The following is a 19,112-nucleotide window of genomic DNA, read 5'->3' as shown; positions in this document are numbered from 1 at the left end:
CCACGGCGGTGCCGCGGCCGGCCGACGGCGGACTCACTCCGTACGCAGGCCCTCCGGCCGCATCATCCGCACCAGCGGCGGCAGGCTCAGCAGGGTGACCGCGAGGACCACCGCCGCGCCGGCGCCGGTCAGGGACAGCACGCTCGCCCAGTCCACGGAGACCGGGGTCGCCGCCAGCTTCAGCAGGACCGTACCGAGGGTCAGGCCCACCGTCGCGGCCAGCAGCAGACCGAGCGTGATCGGCACGGCCGTCTGCCACAGCACCGAAAGGCCGAGTGTGCGGCGCCGGGTGCCGAAGGCGAGCAGTGACGACAGCAGCTTGCGCCGCTCGCGCAACTGCTCCAGCTGGGAGACCAGCAGGCTCGCCCCGATCAGCGCCAGCACACAGACCGCGCCGAGGAACAGTCCGGTGCGCAGGGAGGCGTACTGGTCGGACTGGACGGTCGCCGCCCAGCGCCAGGCACTGGAGAGGCGGTCCACCCGTGCGGCCGTGTTCCGCACGTACTCGTCCGCGTACGGCACGGACAGGTCGAGGCGGACGAAGACCTGGTGGTACAGCGTCGCCCCGGCCCCGGAGGGCAGCGCGGACGGGGTCAGCAGCAGACCGGTGACGTCGGACCGGAGCGAGTCCTTGCGGGCGGTCACCTGCCGCAGACCGGCCGGCACGGTCCAGGGGATCTCCCGCCCGCGCTCACTGCCGGAGTAGGTGGCGTCGATGAAGCCGTGCCGGCCCGGCCGCATGAGGGCCCGCGCGGCGTCGTCGTCGGCCGTAGCGGGCAGGACGAAGACGTCACCGTCCCGGCAGGACGGCAGGTGGGCCAGTTCGCGCAGCGCGGTGCAGCCGCCGACGGTGAGGTTCGCCGTGGTGCCGGGGTCGCGGCGCTTGTCGCCGAGTCCGCCGAAGGAGAGGGCCACCGACGACCGCACGCCCTTGGTGCGGGCCAGCTCGGTGGCGGCCAGCGGCAGCCGGGAGCGGTCCGACAGGTCGACCTCCATCGAGGCCCGGTGGGGGTCGCGGCCGGTGTCCTTGGTGTACTGGCCCTCCAAGCCCGCGAACAGCATCTGCAGCGCGATGGCACCGGCCACCGCCACCGCGATGCCGTTGACCATGCGGGCGGCCGTACCACTGCTCAACTGGAGCCTTCGTACGGCCAGTTGCCAGGAGACCGGGCCTGCGCCCAGCCGGGTGACGAACGCCTCCACCAGCCAGGGCAGCAGCGCGGTGACGCCGACCAGGAGCAGCAGCACACCGCCGGTGACGAGGTACTGGTTGAAGCCGCCGTTCGAGCGGCCCTTGCCGATCATCGGGTACAGCATCGCGAGGCCCGCCAGCGGCAGCAGCAGCCGCCACCACAGGCGCCGCCGGGCCTGCTTGGCCGTGCGCACCACGCCGAGCGGTTCCACGACCACCCCGCGCATGGCGAACAGCGTCACCAGTACGGCGGCCGCCGGGACCGCCACCGCGACCAGCGCGGCCAGTGCGGGGGAGGGGTCGAGGTAGCTGGGGAAGAAGCTCTCCCCCCTGATCTCCACCGAGCCCGCCGCCTGCCGTCCGATCAGGAAGAACACCGTGCCGACGATCAGTCCGAGCAGCGACCCGGCCAGCGCCTCGCCCGCCGCGATCCGGCGGGTCATCCGGCTGTCGGAGCCCACCAGCCGCAGCGCGGCCAGCCTGCGGTCGCGCCGCTCGCCGCCGAACCGTACGGCCGCGGCGATGAAGACGCCGACCGGCGTCAGCAGGGCGACGAACACGACCAGCGTCATCAGCACGAGCACCGGGTCGGTCCGCTCGGTCACCGGGTGGGGGTCGCCGAACGCGGTCAGCCGCACCACCCGCGAACTGTCCCCGGTCACCTTCAGGCCCTCGGCACCGGCGTAGTAGGCCAGTTCGTGCGAGCCGATCAGCCCGGGTTCGCCGATCGTGCCGGTGATCCGGAACGGCAGCCGCTCCCGCAGGAGCCTGCCCCCGTCCGAGGAGAGCAGCTCCTTCAGCGCGGGCGAGGCCACCATCTCGCCCTTCTTCGGGAAGCGGCCGACGCCGGGCGGCAGCGGCGCGCGCTTGCCCTCGGGCTCCAGCAGCCGGCCCCGGATGTCCCTGGAGCGGTACTCGGTGTCGGTGTTGCCGACCAGCACGGTGTTCTCGCCCCTGGGCGGCACGGGGGCGTTGTAGGTGAGGTCCTGGCGGGCCTCCTCGCGGTGGTGCCGGGCCGTCAGCACGTTGGGCAGCGCCGTCGTCAGCAGCAGCAGGGCCACGCCCAGGCCGACGCCGACCGCCGTCAGCAGCATCCGGACCCAGCCCTCGCGTCCGCCGGTGAGGGCGAACCGGGCCCCCATGCCCAGGTCTCTGCACCACTGGCGGACGTTCATATGGCCCGCTCCATGTCGCGGGACCTGCCGTCGCGTACGACGATCTCGCGGTCGGAGTAGGCGGCCACCCGGGCCTCGTGCGTGACCAGGACCACGGCGGCGTTGGTGGAGCGGGCCGCGTCGGTCAGCAGCTCCATCACGCGTTCGCCGTTGAGGGAGTCGAGCGCGCCGGTCGGCTCGTCGGCGAACAGCACCCGGGGCCCGGTGACGAGCGCCCGCGCCACGGCGACCCGCTGGCCCTGGCCACCGGAGACCTCGCCGGGCCGCTTGTCCTTGAGGTCGTCCACCTCCAGGCGTTCCATCCAGCCCAGCGCGGCCCGCTCGGCCGCCTTGCGGGAGGTGCCGTTCAGGCGCAGCGGGAGCGCCACGTTCTCCACGCAGGTCAGCTCGGGGACGAGCTGCCCGAACTGGAAGACGAAGCCGAACTCGCTGCGGCGCAGGGCGCTGCGCCCGGCGTCGCTCATGCCGGCCAGTTCGCGGCCGTCGTAGGTGATGGAGCCGGAGTCGGGCGGCACGATCCCGGCCAGGCAGTGCAGCAGCGTGGACTTGCCGGAGCCGGAGGGCCCCATGACGGCGACGACCTCGCCGGGGTGGATGGAGAACTCGGCGCCGTCGAGCGCGACCGTCGGGCCGTAGGCCTTGCGCAGGTTCTCGGCGGCGAGCAGGGTGCCGGGCGGGGGAGTCACTTGGCCACCACCTCCGCGCGCAGCTTGTCGAGGCGCGCGGCGGTCAGTTCCAGCCAGCGCAGGTCGGCCTCCAGGTGGAACAGGGCGTGGTCGCAGATCAGCTGGTCCGCGAGGTCGCCCTTGCGCTTGCGGTCGGTCAGGATCCGCATGCTGCGCAGGTGCTCGGCCCGCTGCGTGTCGAGGATGTCGGTCGCGTCGCGGTGGGTGAGCAGGGCGAGGATGACCTTCGTGTAGAGGGTCGACTGGAGGTACTCCTCCGGCTTCTCCGGGGTGGCGAGCCAGCGTTCGACGTCGGTGACGCCGGCGTCGGTGATGGCGTAGCGCTTGCGCTCGGGGCCGCCGCCGGCCTCGATCCCGTCGACTTCCACGAGACCGTGCTTCAGCAGCCGGGACATCGTGGAGTAGACCTGGCCGTAGTGCAGCGGCCGGTCGTGACCGAACTTCTCGTCGAAGGCCCGCTTGAGGTCGTAGCCGTGACGCGGGCCGGACTCCAGGAGTCCCAGAAGGGTGTGACCGATGGACATGGGCAGCACTCTACGCTCGGTGTATACGCAGGATGTATACACGCCGTGCAGAAGGGGTGGCGGGCGGTACGGCCCCGCAGGTGGGGGCCGATTGTCACGGTTCCGACACAGGCGGCCGGCCCCGCCGCGGCAGCGGTCCGGTGTCCTTCGGCAGGCGTCCCGCCTCCGCGAGGGCGCGCCGCAGCAGGAACTCGATCTGCGCGTTCGCCGACCGCAGCTCGTCCCCGGCCCACCGGGCCAGTGCCTCGTACACCTGCGGGTCCAGCCGCAGCAGCACCTGCTTGCGCTGCCGCGGCCGGCGCTTCGGGGTTCCCGAGGGGTCCGTCACCGGGTCCGTCACTGGTAGAGCGTCCCCGTGTTGAGGACCGGCTGGGGGGCCCGGTCCCCGCAGAGCACCACCATCAGGTTCGACACCATCGCCGCCTTCCGTTCCTCGTCCAGCTCCACGATGTCCGCGTCCGCGATCCGGGCCAGCGCCGCCTCGACCATCCCGACCGCGCCGTCCACGATCTGCCGGCGGGCCGCGACGACCGCCCCCGCCTGCTGCCGCTGGAGCATCGCCGAGGCGATCTCGGGAGCGTACGCGAGGTGCGTGAAGCGGGACTCGATGATCCGCACTCCGGCCGCCTCCACCCGGGCCTGAAGTTCCACGGCCAGCTTCTCGGTGATCTCCTCGGCGTTGCCGCGCAGCGACAGGCCGTCCTCGTCGTGGGCGTCGTACGGGTACTCGATGGCGATGTGCCGCACGGCCGTCTCGGTCTGCGTGGCGACGAACTCGGCGAAGTCGTCCACCTCGAAGGTGGCCTGCGCGGTGTCCTGGACCTTCCACACCACGACCGCGGCCAGCTCGATCGGGTTGCCGTAGGCGTCGTTGACCTTCAGTACGGCGGTCTCGTGGTTGCGCACCCGGGTGGAGATCCGGGTCCGGGAGGTGAAGGGGTTGACCCAGCGCAGTCCGTCCTGCCGGATCGTGCCCCGGTAGCGCCCGAAGAGCTGGACGACCCGGGCCTCGCCCGGCGCGACGGTGTTCAGGCCGCGCATCCCGATGACCGACGCCAGCAGGACGACGACGCCGGCGGCGACGAGCCCGCCCTCGGCACCGCCGGAGGGGGCCGCCCCGGAGGACGCGAACAGCGCGACCGCGGCGCCGAGCCCGATCAGGCCGAGCAGCAGGGCGAGCCCCCCGCCGATGCTGTGGGCGGTGAACTCCCGCACCCGCGGCGCGGGCATCTCGGGGACGTCGGCGGTGGCGGCCGGCTCGGATATGGACACAGGGGACCCCCGGTTGTCGTAGTACCTGGCTCGTAGTGCCTAGCTTGCTTCTATCCAAGTGATATCACTTTATGCCGCCGAGCAACCCTGGACCAGTGACAGCCGTCGGTTCCGTTGGGGCGGGTGCTGATTGTCACGTCCGTAAAAGAACGGATCGGACGCCCTTTGTCATATAGGGGGGTGTTAGCTTTCGAAGCTGACCCCGAGACGGAAGCGAGCGTAGGGACCCATGGGACGAGCGGAAGAGAGACGAGCGCGACAGCGCGGCGGCCACCGCGCGGCACCCAAGCGCCGCCGCTCCGCGCCCGCGCCCGGCACCGCGTCCGCCGCCTCCGGCGGCGCCCCCGCGTCCGGCAAGCCCGCCAAGAGCCTCATACGCCGGATATTCGGCTGGAAGAAGATCCTCGGGACCTTCTTCGGCGTGTGCCTGCTCGGCATCCTGGGCTTCATCGGCCTGTACCTGTACGTGGACATCCCCGAGGGCAACGCGGCCGCCCGGCAGCAGAGCAACGTCTACAAGTTCAGCGACGGAACGATCCTGGCCCGCAAGGGCGAGGTCAACCGCGAGATCGTCGACCTGTCCAAGGTGCCCCGCAAGGTCCAGCTGACCTTCGTCGCCGCCGAGAACAAGAGCTTCTACCACGACTCCGGCGTCGACCTGCGCGGGACCGCCCGCGGCCTGATCAACACGGTGTCCGGCAAGGGCAAGCAGGGCGGCTCCACGATCACCCAGCAGTACGTCAAGAACTACTACCTGAACCAGGACCAGACCGTCACGCGCAAGCTGAAGGAACTGGTCATCTCGCTCAAGGTGGACCGCGAGAAGTCCAAGGACGACATCCTCGCCGGTTACATCAACACCAGCTACTACGGCCGCAACGCCTACGGCATCCAGGCCGCCGCCCAGGCGTACTACCACGTGGACGCCCAGGACCTCAGCGTCGCCCAGGGCGCCTACCTCGCCGCCCTGCTCCAGGCCCCCAGCCAGTACGACTGGGCCGTCGCCACCAAGACCGGCAAGCGGCTGGTCACCCAGCGCTGGAACTACGTCCTGGACAACATGGTCGAGGAGGGCTGGCTCTCCAAGACCGACCGGGACGGCCTGCACTTCCCCTACCCGAAGGAGCCCAAGGGCGCCCCCGGCCTCGGCGGGCAGAAGGGCTACCTGGTCGAACTCGCCAACCAGCAGCTGGAGCAGCAGCTCATGGCGCAGGAGGGCCTGACCCAGTCCCAGGCGGAGAACGCCGTCGTCGACAAGGGCTGGACCATCACCCTCAACATCGACCGCAAGAAGCAGGCCGCGCTGGAGAAGGCCGTCAAGACCCAGCTGACCGGCAAGCTCGACCCGAAGAAGCGCAAGGTCGACGGCGCCATCCAGGCCGGCGCCGTCTCCGTCGACCCCAAGACGGGCAGGATCGTCGCGCTCTACGGCGGCCAGGACTACTACAAGCACTACTTCGACAACGCCACCCGCCGGGACTACCAGCCGGCGTCCACGTTCAAGCCGGTCATCCTCGCCGCCGCCCTGGAGCAGAACGCCACCACCCAGGACGGCAAGCCGATCACCGCGAGCACCGTCTACGACGGCACCAGCCGCCGCCAGGTCCTGGACCACGGAGCCAAGGTCGGCTTCGCCCCGCCGAACGAGGACGACGTCGACTACGACAAGATCACCGTGCAGCAGGCGATGAACAAGTCCGTCAACTCCGTCTTCGCGCAGATGGGCGTGGACGTCGGCATGGACAAGGTCATGAGCACGGCGGGCAAGCTCGGCATGAACACCAAGGGCATGCAGGCCGTGCCCGCCCAGACCCTCGGCTCGATGGGCGCCAGCCCCCTGGAGATGGCCGGGATCTACGCCACCTTCGCCAACCACGGCTACAAGGTGACCCCGACGGTCATCAAGTCGGCCGAGAACAAGGGCCGCACGGTCGACATGCCGAACCCGGTCGGCGGCTCGGTGATCAGCCGTACGGCCGCCGACACGGTCACCTCGGTGCTCACCGGCGTGGTCGACGACGGAACGGCCAAGCGGTCCGTGGCGGACAACCCGCTGCGCGACGGCCAGCAGGTGGCGGGCAAGACCGGTACCTCCGACGAGAACAAGTCGGCCTGGTTCACCGGCTACACCCCCGACCTGGTCACCTCCGTCGGCCTGTTCGGCGAGGACCCGAAGACCAAGGCCCACGTCTCGATGAAGGGCGCGACCGGCCTGCTCCCGCCGCCCGGCCGGATCAACGGCGGCGGCTACCCGGCGCAGATCTGGGCCACGTACACCTTCGGCGTCACCGACAAGGCCTCGTTCGACCTGAACACCACGCAGGGCGCGGCCGTCGAGCCCACCGAGACGCCGACCCGGACGCACACCCCGACCCGGACGCCGTCCCAGACGCCGACCGAGACGCCCTCGCAGACGCCGTCGCAGACGCCGACCGAGACGCCCTCGCAGACGCCGACCCAGACCCCCAGCCAGACGCCCACCCAGACCCCGACCCAGACCCCGACGAGCGGGCCGCCGACGACGTCGATCAGCCCGGAGAACCCGCTCGACCCGGAGCACGTGCCCGGAGAACGTGGTCCGGGCGGGACGTGACAGCGAAGGGCGCCCGGTCACACCGGGCGCCCTTTCGCGTGGCGCGGGGGCCGGCGGCCGTTCAGCCGCGGTTCAGCTCGAACCACACCACCTTGCCGGTGCTCAGCCGGGTCGCGCCCCAGCGCCGGGCCAGCCGGTTGACCAGGTACAGGCCGCGCCCGCCCTCGTCCGTGGCCCGCGCCTGCCGCAGGCGCGGCAGCTGCGGCACGTCGTCGCCGACCTCGCAGCGCAGCACGTCCGTGCGCAGCAGCCGCAGCGTCACCGGCCGCGACGCGTACCGCACGGCGTTCGTCACGACCTCGCTGACCAGCAGCTCCACCGAGTCCGTCAGCTCCTCCAGGTCCCAGCGGGCGAGCGCGCGCCGGGCCAGCCGGCGGGCCTGGCCCGGAGCGGAGTCCTCCGGCTCCAGCGTCCAGTAGGCGACGTCGCTCGGCGCGATCCCGTCGAAGCGTGCGGCGAGCAGCGCGATGTCGTCGTCCCGGTCGCCCGGGCCCAGCATGTCCAGCACCTCGTCGCACAGCGCTTCCAGCGGCGGCGGATGGTCCGGGCCGGTCAGCCGCGCGGTCGCGGCCAGCTTCTCCCGCAGCTGCTCGATGCCGGTCCACACGTCCCGCAGCCGGGACTCCACCAGACCGTCGGTGTACAGCAGCAGGGTCCCCCCGGCGGGCGCCTCCAGCTCCACCGCCTCGAAGTCGACCCCGCCGACCCCGATCGGCGCGCCCGACGGCACCCGCAGCACCTCGGCGTGGCCGCCCAGGTGCAGCAGCACGGGCGGCGGATGACCCGCGTTGGCGATCGTGATGCGGTGCGTCACCGGGTCGTAGACCGCGTACAGGCAGGTCGCCATGCGGTCGGTGCCCAGGCGCTGCGCCTGCTCGTCCAGGTGGTGCAGCACCTCCTGCGGCGGCAGGTCGAGCCCGGCCAGCGTCTGCGCGGTGGTGCGCAGCTGACCCATGATCGCCGCCGAGGTCATCGAGTGGCCCATCACGTCGCCGACGACCAGCGCCACCCGGCTGCCGGGCAGCGGGATCGCGTCGTACCAGTCGCCGCCGACCCGCGCGGTCTCCGCCGCCGGCAGGTAGCGGGAGGCCAGCCGGACACCGGTCGGCCGGGGGAGGGTCTCGGGCAGCATGGTGCGCTGCAACTCGTCGGCGATGTACGCCTCGCGGCCGTACAGCACCGCTTTGTCGATGCCGAGCGCGCTGTGCGTGGCCAGCTGCGCGGCCACCAGCAGGTCGTCCGCCTCGAACGCGAGCCGGTCCGGGCGGCGCAGGAACAGGGCCGCGCCGATCACCCGGCGCCGGCCGCGCAGCGGCGCGAGGATCGCGTGCCGCCCGCCCGGTACGACCGCCTCACCGCCCTCGCCGAGCAGCTCGGGCAGCGCGTCCCGGGCGGCGGGCGCGTCGGCGAACACCGGGCGCACCCCGCGCAGCACCTCGTTCAGCGCCCCGCCCGGCCGCACCTCGCACAGTTCGGCGGTGAGCGACGACAGGTCCGACAGCACGGACGGCTCCGGCTCCGGCTCGAACGCCGGCGGCAGCAGCACCCCGTCGGTGTCCCGCTCGGGGGGTATCCGGTCCGTGCGGCGCAGCCGCAGCACCACCGGACCGCTGGGCCGCTCGTCGCCGACCGGCAGCGGCTCGCGCAGATAGACCAGGATCGCATCGGAGAAGGTCGGCACCGTGGCCCGGCACAACCCCATGACGATCTCGTCGAGGTCGAGCCCGCGGGCGATCCGCCGGGTGGCCGCGCCCACGAACCTGAGCCGGTCCCCGTCGCGCCGCATGGGCATCGGCCGCCCCGGGGGCACGGCCTGCCCGGTACGGCGCTCCTGACCGCCCGGCGACCGCTCCTGCTGGGCGCCGGGCTGCGCCGGGATGGTCTCCGGCGCGGGGCGCGGACGGTGGGCGTCGGGTTCGGTGCCGGCGGGCTGGGCGTGCTCGGGGCCGTTGACTGAGGGCTCCTTCCCCTGGCCGGCTGCGGGCTCCTTCCCCGTGCCACGGGGGGTCGCGGTGCCCGGTCCGGACGGCGTTCCGTCGGCCCGGGCCTGTACGGGTAAGGCCGGATCGCCGAGCTGTGCCGGAGGCTTCTGGGACTGCTGCTGGGTACGCAGGAGCGCCCCGCGGGTCTCCGCGGGGTCGACGCCCGGCTGGGGGCGTTCGAAGGAGGTGGGCTGCTCCGTCACGCGTGTCGCATCCATCCGTCCGGGGCTGTGCGCCGGTTGCGCCGGGCGCGCAGTTGGTCCCGCCGACATCCCGATACCCGCAATACGTGCCCCAGGAACGGAATTCCGGCCGGGTCGCAGGCGGCCGTGGTGCCGGTGGCGAGTTCCGCGCGGCCGGCGGACCGGTCTCCGCGTGCCTTCGTGGTGGTGCCCTGGTACCCCTCGCTCACGTCCTGCCGCCCCTCGGTGACGATCGGTCAAGCCCGGCGCATGCCCCGGAAGTTGCTCTTCTACGCCCCTGCGGAGGACGATCCTACGTTTCTTGCCTGGGGGCGCATCAAGGGTCTCATGAGGATACGCGCGCGGGTGTGCGGTCCCAGTCCTCGGGGAGGGGAGGCACCGTCCAGGACGGGTCCGGGCGCCAGCGCGGCCAGCCGTCGGCGAACGGCGGCCCCCACGCGCGGATCACCTCCACCGCCTCCCGGCCGGCCGCCCGCACCCGCTCGGCGGTCGCCGCGTCCATCAGCCCGTCCCGCTGGGCCTGCGCGAACTCGTCCTCGTCGCGCCAGTGCCAACTGCGGTCCGGGTGCACGGAGATGTCCAGGAAGTGGTCCTCGGAGTCCACCCCGCCCGCCCACCGGACCAGCGGCTCCTCCAGGTTCACGTACCAGTTCTTGAACCGCCAGCCCGGCTCCCAGAACAGCCACACCGACCAGGGCCGGCCGGGCTGGGCCAGCTTCAGCACGCCCGTGCCGAACCAGCGGTCGCGCTGGACCGTGCGCGGCTTGGTGTACCGGGACTCCAGCGGCTCCAGGTGCACGGGCGTGCCGTCGGCCAGGACCGGCTTCACGCACTCGGTGCCGGGGGCCAGCCACACCGCCAGCAGGTCCGCGTCGTCGCGTACGACGGTGACCGGCCGGGCGATGTGGTACCGCTCGCCGCCGTTCGCCCGGTAGCGCCACAGGATGTGCGTCCCCGGGGTCCAGTAGGTCGCCGGTCCCGCCGCCACTCGTGTCATCGCTCCGTCGTCCGTCATGCACAGATATTAGGTGCCGGGGACACACGACGCTGCAGCGCGGGTCACGGCGGTACCCGCGTGGCCGGAATGGTTCGCCCCCCGTTACGGGCGCGTCATCCGCAGGACGTCCAGCGCCTCGTCCAGCTGTTCCAGCGTCAGGTCGCCGCGCTCCACGTACCCGCTCTCCAGGACGACTTGGCGGATCGTCTTGCGCTCGGCGAGCGACTTCTTGGCGACCTTCGCGGCCTCCTCGTACCCGATGTACTTGTTCAGCGGGGTCACCACCGACGGGGACGACTCGGCGTACTCGCGGGCGCGTTCGCGGTCGGCGGTGATGCCGTCGACGGTCCGGTCGGCCAGCAGCCGCGAGACGTTGGCGAGCAGCCGGACCGACTCCAGGACGTTCTTGGCGATGACCGGGAGCATGACGTTCAGTTCGAAGTTGCCTGCGGCGCCCGCGGTGGCGATGGTGGCGTCGTTCCCGACGACCTGCGCGGCGACCATCAGCACGGCCTCCGGGACCACCGGGTTCACCTTGCCGGGCATGATCGAGGAGCCGGGCTGGAGGTCGGGCAGCCGGATCTCGGCGAGACCGGTGCGCGGCCCGGAGGACATCCAGCGCAGATCGTTGGCGATCTTCGTCAGGCCGACCGCGATGGTCCGCAGCTGACCGCTGGTCTCCACGACGCCGTCCCGGGCGCCCTGCGCCTCGAAGTGGTCGCGGGCCTCGGTCAGCGGCAGCCCGGTCGCCCGGGCGACCTCCTCGATGACGGCGGCGGAGAAGCCGGGCGGGGTGTTGATGCCGGTGCCGACGGCCGTGCCGCCCAGCGGGAGCTCGGCGAGGCGCGGGAGGGAGGCCCTGAGCCGCTCGACGCCGTACCGCACCTGGGCCGCGTACCCGCCGAACTCCTGCCCGAGCGTCACCGGCGTGGCGTCCATCAGGTGCGTCCGCCCCGACTTCACCACGTCCGCGAACTCCTCGGACTTGCGCTCCAGGGAGGCGGCGAGGTGCTCCAGGGCCGGGATCAGGTCGTGGGTGACGGCCGCGGTGGCCGCGATGTGGATGGACGACGGGAAGACGTCGTTGGACGACTGCGAGGCGTTCACGTGGTCGTTGGGATGCACGTCCCGGCCGAGCCGCTCGGTCGCCAGCGTCGCGATGACCTCGTTGGTGTTCATGTTGGACGAGGTCCCCGAACCCGTCTGGAACACGTCCACCGGGAAGTGCTCGTCCCACTTCCCCGCGGCGACCTCGCCGGCCGCGTCCTGGATGGCCTCCGCGATGTCCTTGTCCAGCACGCCCAGCTCGGCGTTCACCTTGGCCGCCGCCGCCTTGATGCGGGCCAGCGCCTCGATGTGCGCCCGCTCGATGCGCTGTCCGGAGACCGGGAAGTTCTCCACGGCACGCTGCGTCTGCGCCCGCCACTTGGCGTGGGCCGGGACGCGGACCTCGCCCATGGAGTCATGTTCGATGCGGTATTCCTGCTCTTCGTCGGCCACTGCCGATCACCTCCGTCTAGGAGAGCACCGCTGTCGACGGCTGTGTTCCCGCTGTCGGTCAGCGCGCGCGCAATTGTTCGTCCAGTCGGCCCAACTGGTCGATCAACCCCTGGTTGCCCTGCCACTTGACCAATCGGCACAGGTTGTGCCCGTCGTTGTCCGCGGAGGACTCGGCTCCGTTCTGCAAGAGGCCGATGCAAGCCCGCACCTGGTGCTGATCCAGACCGAGCGAGCCGAGGGCGGGGCTGCCCCGCACAAGCTGCACGTACTCAGCGGCCTCGTCGGCGTTCTGCAGCGAGAACATGTTCTCGAAGAACTGGGTGTTGCCCTGGCTGCCCCGCCGCACTGCGCGCCGGACACGACGGTGGCTGCGGAACTCGCGCACAGATGCGACGAGGAAGATCAGTGGGAAGATCGCCGCCAAGGTGGCGGCCACGGCCAGCGAGATGGTCCGGCCCGTGGGGCCGGCCAGTGACAGGAGGTAGTAGAGCAGCAGGAAGGGCCCCGAGGTGAGCACGTACCGTCCCACCGCCAGCAGTACGAACCGCAGCCAGTCGAGGGCGGACAGCCTTCGGATCGGATGTTCCTTGATCCGGGCCGCGGCCGCAATGGCCAGGATCAGGCGGCCCGTGCTGAGCTCCCGGGCCGAGGTGCCGTAATAGGCCAGATAGAGCACACTCGGTCCCCATAGGAGTGTGGCGACGCTGAGCGGCGCGTACAGCGCGAGATGTGCAACCCCGGTGGCGACGTGGTCGGTCACGATCCGCGCGATGCCCCACCCGACCACCCAGCCCGCGTTCACGCCGGCCGCCATCACCGCCAGGCCCATGATGGTGTCGGCTTCGATCTCCGGCATCTGCCAGCCCAGTCGGCGTGCGACCCGCTCCACCAGCCGCCGGCCCCTGCCCATGGCTGCCCCATAGGACAGCGGGCGACTGGACTGGAACCACCAGAAGATGAAGAACGGAAACAGCCACCACCACAGCACTTCTGCCCGCAGGCTCCACCACGTGGGGCTGATGGCCAGACCGACGAGTGCGTGTAGCGCGCACAGCAGGCTAAGCCCCAGTGGAGTACGGCTGATCACCCTGCGCACTCGGACCAGGTCGTCACTGCGACGCAGCCTCTGGAGATCGACATCCACGGCATGGGACTCCGCGGCCAGCGACCGTTCGTTGAGCATCGTGATCAGCAGTCGGCGGATCGAGCGGGCAATGGCGGGCGATAGCGCGGGAAGCGTCGCACAGTCACGCAGAGCGGTAGCCCGAATCCAATTGCTCTCCCCCGAGAAGGCCAGGTCGATGTACCGCTCCCGGGTGGCTTGTGACAGGAGAGGCAGACAGTCGACGGCGAACTTGCGATCACTGACGCTGCCGCGTTCCCAGGCGGCCGACACGAGTGACGCGACCAGTTCCTCGACCGACGCGGGCGGTCGGTCCAGCCGTCCGTGGAAAGCGGCCGTGAGCAGTTCCAGGCAGTGCACGGCGTCCGATGACCACTGGAACGACGCATGCGCCGACGGCACGCGGGGACCAGCGCCGGCGGCTGCCTCGTATGCCGACCGTGAGTGGTGCTGCTCCCTGCTGCCGGTCTCCGTCTCCTGGTATCTGTCCCACTCGGCCGCCAGCACCTTGGCCAGCTCCGCCAGCAGCGGGCCCGTGACCTCCGCTGAGCCGACCTGCAGGACGGTCACCGCGGTCTCGCGCCACTTGCCGTGCGTGGCCAGTTCGCGCACCGGTACGGCCGACGGATGGCCGGCGACGTACTGGCTCGCGAAGTACTGCTGGACCCGTCGGTGACCGAAGGAGATCCGGCGCCGGCCCGAGTACTCGGGCAGCTGGATCAGCAGCCTGGACTCGCGAAGCACACCGAGCAGCCGGTCACGCGCATGGCGGTCTCCGCCGGCCGACTCCTCGATGTCGTCCAGGTAGCTCTGCTCGTCCACTGACAGCTCGCCACGGCTCGACGTCAGACGGAAGGCGAACTCAGCGAGGAAGTCCTCGGTCCGCCGCTGCTCGACGATGCGTTCCTCGGTGCCCTCGCGCAGGCCGAGGGTGAGCAGCGCGGGGCCCAGCCGCTCGCCGACGTAACTCTCGAACAGCGCGCTGGGCCGGTCCGGCAGGACGTTCCTGGTTCTCACGTAGTCCGCGAGGAGTGACAGGCTCAGCGGGTTCTGCAACTCCACCGCGAAGCCGTGCCGTGGATCCGTCAACAGCGGCTGTATCAGGTCGATACGGCTTCGGTCGAGCCCCGCCCGGTGCAGGAAGTCCTCCTGCTGCGCGGGCGACAGGCCGAGGATCTGGAGCCGGGTCCAGCCCACCGCACGTGGTCCTTTGTACTCGCGGGACGCCACGATGCACCGGCCACCGCCTCCGACGAACTCGATGACCGTGTCCACGTACGGCTTGAGGGCCTTGTCGACGGTGGCGCTGCCCAGGATCGCCGGAATCTCGTCGAAGGAGTCGAACAGCAGGGTGACCCGACGCTGACGGACATCCTCGTCGAAGCAGTGCGCGAAATAGGCCGTCAGCTCGGTGCTGCCCCTGGACGCGGTCTGCTCGACCACGTACTTCCGCAGCAGTTGGGCGTTGATCTCGTGGGGCTTCGCTTTCAGCTCGCGCAGGTTGACGTAGAGCGGCAACGGTGCGTCCGGTGTCCGGCCGTCGCGGATGTCGGACAGGCGGGCCTTGGCGTGTTGACGCAGGGCCACGCTCTTGCCGGCGCCGGGCGCGCCCTGGAGGAGGACCAGGTCGGTTTCCGGATCGGCGAGCACCTGGGTCAGCGGACGGGTCGCATACCGGCCGCGCCGGCGCAGCAGGCTGCGTCGGCCTGTTGCCGGGTAGCCGTCCACGTCCTCCACGATGGCTGTCAGCTCCACGAAGGTCTCGTCCAACCAGTTGATCTCGTTCTGGCGGTAAGCCAGCTTGTTGAGCAGGGTGGTGGCGACAGCCTTGCGGAACTCGGGTCCGTCAGCTGGTGGCGGTGGCGGGGCTGGGACGGAGGAGCGGGGCGTCGGCTCGTTCAGTACCACCCGGACCGTGGTGAAGAAGATCCGCTCTGCGTTGTTCACGGTGTCCACCGTCCAGCCAGGCTGGCTGAAGTCCCGCGGGCGTAGGGTGGAACCGGCGTCGAGTACGTCCCTGAGATCGCCCTCCTCGCCGAGTCGTCGGTCGGCCTCCTCGGCGAAGAGAACGAGGGCTTGGACGATCCCGTCGTCATAGGAGGCAGGGGACTGTTCCAGTTCGTCGGCCAGTCTGCGGAGCAGGGGCCGCAGGACTTCGCTGGCCTGCGGAAGCAGCCGTTCGATGGGCTGCTCCGTGCGCTGCGGCGCCGGCCTCTCGCCCGCCGGGACGCCAGGAGCCGGGGTGGCGGGACTCGCCGGATCGACGGGTCCCGAGGTGTCTGGGGCCGCCATGGCAATGCCCGTTCAGAGATGCTGACCGGCGAACTGCGCCAGCGTGTCCACTGCGGCTCCGAGTTCGACGGCCGCGGTGGCCGTGCCGCCGAGGGCACGTAGACGGTTCGCGATCCTGCTCAGGCGTCCGGCCACCACGTCACCCTGGGCCGTGTCGGTCTCGTCGCCGTCCGCGTCGGAATCGGCGGCCGCGAGGTCCTCGTCGATGTCCCGGCGGTCGGCCTCGGGCAGGGTTTCCAAGGCCGCCAGCCGGGCGCGTAGTTCCTGGAGCACCGCGGCGAACTCCTGTGGGCTGCTCTGCTCGGTGAGCCGGAGATCCCCGCCGATGTTGTAGACCTTGCTGCCGTGCAGTTGCCAGTTCTCCTGGTGAAAGGTCATATGCCCACTCCCCCCGAACGGGTGACTTACCGTCAGCATAGGGGCCGGTGCACTGCGACCGGGCGGGAAGCGCCCCGAAGCCATTCGTGCCCCCTATGAACGCACGAGGGGCAGCGGAGTGCGCTCCGCCGCCCCTCGGCACGTCCAGGTCAGGCCAGACCAGGTCCCCGTACCGGGATCGACGTGAACGTCGGCTGCGGGGCCGGGTCGGTGAAGAAGTCGTTCCCCTTGTCGTCCACCACGATGAACGCCGGGAAGTCCTCGACCTCGATCTTCCAGACCGCCTCCATGCCCAGCTCCTCGTACTCCAGGACCTCCACCTTCTTGATGCAGTCCTGGGCGAGACGGGCGGCCGGGCCGCCGATGGAGCCGAGGTAGAAACCGCCGTGGGCGGCACACGCGTCGGTGACCTGCTTGCTGCGGTTGCCCTTGGCGAGCATCACCTTGGAGCCGCCCGCCGCCTGGAACTGCTCCACGTAGGAGTCCATGCGGCCGGCCGTGGTCGGGCCGAAGGAACCCGAGGCGTAGCCCTCGGGCGTCTTCGCCGGGCCGGCGTAGTACACCGGGTGGTCCTTCAGGTACTGCGGCATCTCCTCGCCCGCGTCCAGCCGCTCCTTGATCTTGGCGTGCGCGATGTCGCGGGCCACGACCAGCGGGCCGGTCAGCGACAGGCGGGTCTTCACCGGGTACTTGGTCAGCTCCGCGAGGATCGTGTCCATCGGCTGGTTGAGGTCGATCCTGACGACGTCGCCCTCTTCCAGGTGCTCGTCCGTGGTGTCCGGCAGGAAGCGCGCCGGGTCGGTCTCCAGCTGCTCCAGGAAGACGCCCTCGGCGGTGATCTTCGCGACCGCCTGGCGGTCGGCCGAGCAGGAGACGGCGATGGCGACCGGGCAGGACGCGCCGTGCCGGGGCAGGCGGACCACGCGGACGTCGTGGCAGAAGTACTTGCCGCCGAACTGCGCGCCGATACCGATCTTCTGGGTCAGCTCGAAGACCTTCTCCTCCAGCTCCTTGTCCCGGAAGCCGTGGCCGAGCGGCGAACCCTCGGCCGGGAGGTTGTCCAGGTAGTGCGCGGAGGCGTACTTCGCGGTCTTCAGCGCGTACTCGGCGCTGGTGCCGCCGACGACGATCGCCAGGTGGTAGGGCGGGCAGGCGGCCGTACCGAGCGAGCGGATCTTCTCCTCCAGGAACTTCATCATGGAGGACTCGTTCAGGACGGCCTTCGTCTCCTGGTACAGGAAGGACTTGTTGGCCGAGCCGCCGCCCTTCGCCATGAACAGGAACTTGTAGGCGCCGCCGTCGGTCGCGTACAGCTCGATCTGCGCGGGCAGGTTGGAGCCGGTGTTCTTCTCCTCCCACATGGTGAGCGGAGCCATCTGCGAGTAGCGCAGGTTCAGCTTGGTGTAGGCGTCGTAGACGCCGTGGGAGAGGTGCTTCTCGTCCTCGCCGGCCGTCAGCACGTTCTGGCCGCGCTTGCCCATGACGATCGCCGTGCCGGTGTCCTGGCACATGGGCAGCACGCCGGCCGCCGCGATGTTGGCGTTCTTCAGCAGGTCCAGCGCGACGAACTTGTCGTTCCCCGACGCCTCCGGGTCGTCGATGATCCGGCGGAGCTGGGCGAGGTGGGCCGGGCGCAGGTAGTGCTGGATGTCGTGGACGGCCTCCTCGGCCAGCTTGCGCAGCGCCTCCGGCTCCACCTTGAGGAACGTCCGCCCGTCGGGCCCCTCGACCGTGGAGACGCCCTCGGAGGTCACCAGCCGGTACGGGGTGGTGTCCTCGCCCTGGGGGAGCAGATCGGTGTACTCGAACTCAGGCATCTCAGCCCATTCCTCACTCTGACGGACGGCCGCCCGCCGACGCTGGCGGGCCTGCTCAGCGTAGAACCTGCCGCCGGCGGCGAACCTGTGAGGTCGGGCTCAGTCAGGGGTGTCGCGATCTATCGTGTGTGGGTACGCTGCCGTCGTGGACCTTCAGAAGCAGACCGCACCCACACCCGCCACCGAGCTGCGCGCCTCCGACGCCGATCGCGACCGGGTCGCCGACATCCTCCGCGAGGCCCTGGCCGAGGGCCGGCTGACCGCCGACGAGCACGCCGAGCGCGTGGACGGGGTGCTGCACGCCAAGACGGTGGGTGAGCTGGAGGTCTTCATCCGGGACCTGCCGGCCGCCCATCAGCAACCCACCGCCTCCGCCTACGCGCCGGTGCCGCCCCGGCCCACCCCGGGCGCGATCCCGGTGGAGGCCGACGCCAACGTGGTGGCGGTCTTCAGCAGCGCCGTGCGCCGGGGCCGCTGGCGGGCCGGACGCCGGCTGCACGCGTACGCCGTCTTCGGCAGCGTCGAGATCGACCTCAGTGAGGCGATCTTCGAGTACCAGCAGGTGGTCATCAAGGCGGTCTCCGTCTTCGGCGACGTCCAGATCCGCGTGCCGGAGAACATCTCGCTGCGCGGCACCGGCGGCGGCGTGCTGGGCAACTTCGAGGTGAGCCCGCTGGACTCCGTGGACGCCCACGCGCCGGTGGTCTACGTCGACGGCTGGGCCGTCCTCGGCAACGTGGAGGCGCGGCCCAAGCGGGGCAGGCTCGTGGCGGACATCCTGGAACGCGTCCAGGACAAGGTGGACCGCAAGCTGCGCAGACACCTGGGGCACTGACCCCGGGGGGCGTGAACGGCCGCGCCGCGCGCCGGCCGACGGGAACGCTGTGCATAGGCGCGCGCACAGCGGGTAGGCCTTGCTGCATCGTCTCTCGCTCGCGAAGCCGTCGTCAGGAGTAGACCGTGCTGCAACCGCCGCGTTCGTCCCTGCAGGTCGCCGCCGTTCCGGCCCAGCGGGTGCCGGCGCGAGACAGGGACCAAGACGCCCCCTGGCACACCGAGGCGGTGTGCCGGCGCGACGAGGCCGGGCTGTTCTTCGCCCCGTCGAAGGAACCGACCGCCGCCCGGCTGTCCCGCGAAGAGGCGGCCAAGCGGGTCTGTTCCCGCTGCCCGGTGATGGTCGAGTGCCGCGAACACGCCCTCCTCCAGCCCGAGCCCTACGGCGTCTGGGGCGGCCTCACGGCGGCCGAACGCCGGGTGGTCCTGGCCAGGCGCCGCCGCAGGGAGCTGGAGCTGAAGAAGGCGGCGCGGGCGGCGGCCGACCGCATGGCGGGCTGAAGCGCGTGGAGCAGGGGCGCCCTCTCCGCACCGAGGGCGCTTC

General features: G+C 71.1%; 14 protein-coding genes. 3 read left to right on the top strand and 11 right to left on the bottom strand.

Going from position 1 to position 19,112, the window contains the following annotated elements:
- Nucleotides 1-33: 33 nt before the first annotated feature.
- From AB0946_RS06245 to AB0946_RS06225, 5 genes are all read right to left on the bottom strand, one after another.
- Complete coding sequence (locus AB0946_RS06245) at nucleotides 34-2,367, bottom strand: FtsX-like permease family protein (protein ID WP_366759430.1); 2,334 nt, start codon at nucleotides 2,365-2,367, stop codon at nucleotides 34-36.
- Nucleotides 2,364-3,053, bottom strand: coding sequence for an ABC transporter ATP-binding protein (locus tag AB0946_RS06240; RefSeq protein WP_366759428.1), 690 nt, complete (start codon nucleotides 3,051-3,053; stop codon nucleotides 2,364-2,366). Before AB0946_RS06240 ends, AB0946_RS06245 begins: the two co-directional genes overlap by 4 nt.
- On the bottom strand, nucleotides 3,050-3,577 hold the full coding sequence (locus tag AB0946_RS06235; protein WP_366759427.1) for a PadR family transcriptional regulator: 528 nt from the start codon (nucleotides 3,575-3,577) through the stop codon (nucleotides 3,050-3,052). Before AB0946_RS06235 ends, AB0946_RS06240 begins: the two co-directional genes overlap by 4 nt.
- 94 nt (nucleotides 3,578-3,671) lie before the next feature.
- Nucleotides 3,672-3,917, bottom strand: coding sequence for a hypothetical protein (locus tag AB0946_RS06230; RefSeq protein ID WP_366759426.1), 246 nt, complete (start codon nucleotides 3,915-3,917; stop codon nucleotides 3,672-3,674).
- The gene (locus tag AB0946_RS06225; RefSeq protein WP_366759812.1) at nucleotides 3,914-4,807 is read right to left on the bottom strand and encodes an SPFH domain-containing protein; all 894 of its coding nucleotides are present in this window, start codon (nucleotides 4,805-4,807) and stop codon (nucleotides 3,914-3,916) included. Before AB0946_RS06225 ends, AB0946_RS06230 begins: the two co-directional genes overlap by 4 nt.
- A 271-nt stretch (nucleotides 4,808-5,078) precedes the next feature.
- Here AB0946_RS06225 and AB0946_RS06220 point away from each other — a divergent pair, with 271 nt between their 5' ends.
- Complete coding sequence (locus AB0946_RS06220) at nucleotides 5,079-7,442, top strand: transglycosylase domain-containing protein (protein ID WP_366759425.1); 2,364 nt, start codon at nucleotides 5,079-5,081, stop codon at nucleotides 7,440-7,442.
- Nucleotides 7,443-7,503: 61 nt separating this feature from the next.
- Here the strand turns inward: AB0946_RS06220 and AB0946_RS06215 are convergent, their stop codons facing one another.
- The 6 genes from AB0946_RS06215 to AB0946_RS06190 all read right to left on the bottom strand — a co-directional run bounded on the left by AB0946_RS06215 (nucleotide 7,504) and on the right by AB0946_RS06190 (nucleotide 17,734).
- Nucleotides 7,504-9,642: a SpoIIE family protein phosphatase gene (locus tag AB0946_RS06215; RefSeq protein ID WP_366759424.1), complete on the bottom strand. Its 2,139-nt coding sequence runs from the start codon at nucleotides 9,640-9,642 to the stop codon at nucleotides 7,504-7,506.
- 310 nt (nucleotides 9,643-9,952) lie between these two features.
- Complete coding sequence (locus AB0946_RS06210; RefSeq protein WP_366759423.1) at nucleotides 9,953-10,642, bottom strand: DUF402 domain-containing protein; 690 nt, start codon at nucleotides 10,640-10,642, stop codon at nucleotides 9,953-9,955.
- An 84-nt stretch (nucleotides 10,643-10,726) separates the two neighbouring features.
- Nucleotides 10,727-12,124, bottom strand: coding sequence for a class II fumarate hydratase (locus AB0946_RS06205; protein ID WP_366759422.1), 1,398 nt, complete (start codon nucleotides 12,122-12,124; stop codon nucleotides 10,727-10,729).
- A gap of 58 nt (nucleotides 12,125-12,182) precedes the next feature.
- Entirely contained in the window at nucleotides 12,183-15,539 is a 3,357-nt protein-coding gene (locus AB0946_RS06200; RefSeq protein WP_366759421.1) for an NACHT domain-containing protein, read from the bottom strand.
- Between the two features lie 12 nt (nucleotides 15,540-15,551).
- Nucleotides 15,552-15,917 carry a hypothetical protein gene (locus tag AB0946_RS06195; protein ID WP_366759420.1) on the bottom strand — a complete coding sequence of 122 codons (366 nt, stop codon included), beginning with the start codon at nucleotides 15,915-15,917 and terminating at the stop codon, nucleotides 15,552-15,554.
- Nucleotides 15,918-16,066: 149 nt separating this feature from the next.
- Nucleotides 16,067-17,734 (bottom strand): fumarate hydratase, encoded by a 1,668-nt coding sequence (locus AB0946_RS06190; RefSeq protein ID WP_366759419.1) that lies wholly within the window; start codon nucleotides 17,732-17,734, stop codon nucleotides 16,067-16,069.
- A 145-nt stretch (nucleotides 17,735-17,879) separates the two neighbouring features.
- On the opposite strand from AB0946_RS06190, the gene AB0946_RS06185 reads away from it, so the two are divergent.
- Both AB0946_RS06185 and AB0946_RS06180 read left to right on the top strand, forming a co-directional pair.
- Entirely contained in the window at nucleotides 17,880-18,569 is a 690-nt protein-coding gene (locus AB0946_RS06185; RefSeq protein ID WP_366759418.1) for a DUF1707 domain-containing protein, read from the top strand.
- 125 nt (nucleotides 18,570-18,694) lie between these two features.
- Nucleotides 18,695-19,069, top strand: coding sequence for a WhiB family transcriptional regulator (locus AB0946_RS06180; RefSeq protein ID WP_366759417.1), 375 nt, complete (start codon nucleotides 18,695-18,697; stop codon nucleotides 19,067-19,069).
- Nucleotides 19,070-19,112 lie beyond the last annotated feature (43 nt).

The sequence above is a fragment of the Streptomyces sp. NPDC046870 genome (genome assembly GCF_040704595.1).
In the GTDB taxonomy this organism is placed as follows: domain Bacteria; phylum Actinomycetota; class Actinomycetes; order Streptomycetales; family Streptomycetaceae; genus Streptomyces; species Streptomyces argyrophylli.
Note: the sequence above shows the minus strand (reverse complement) of the source record. Positions and strands in the feature narration are given on the sequence as shown.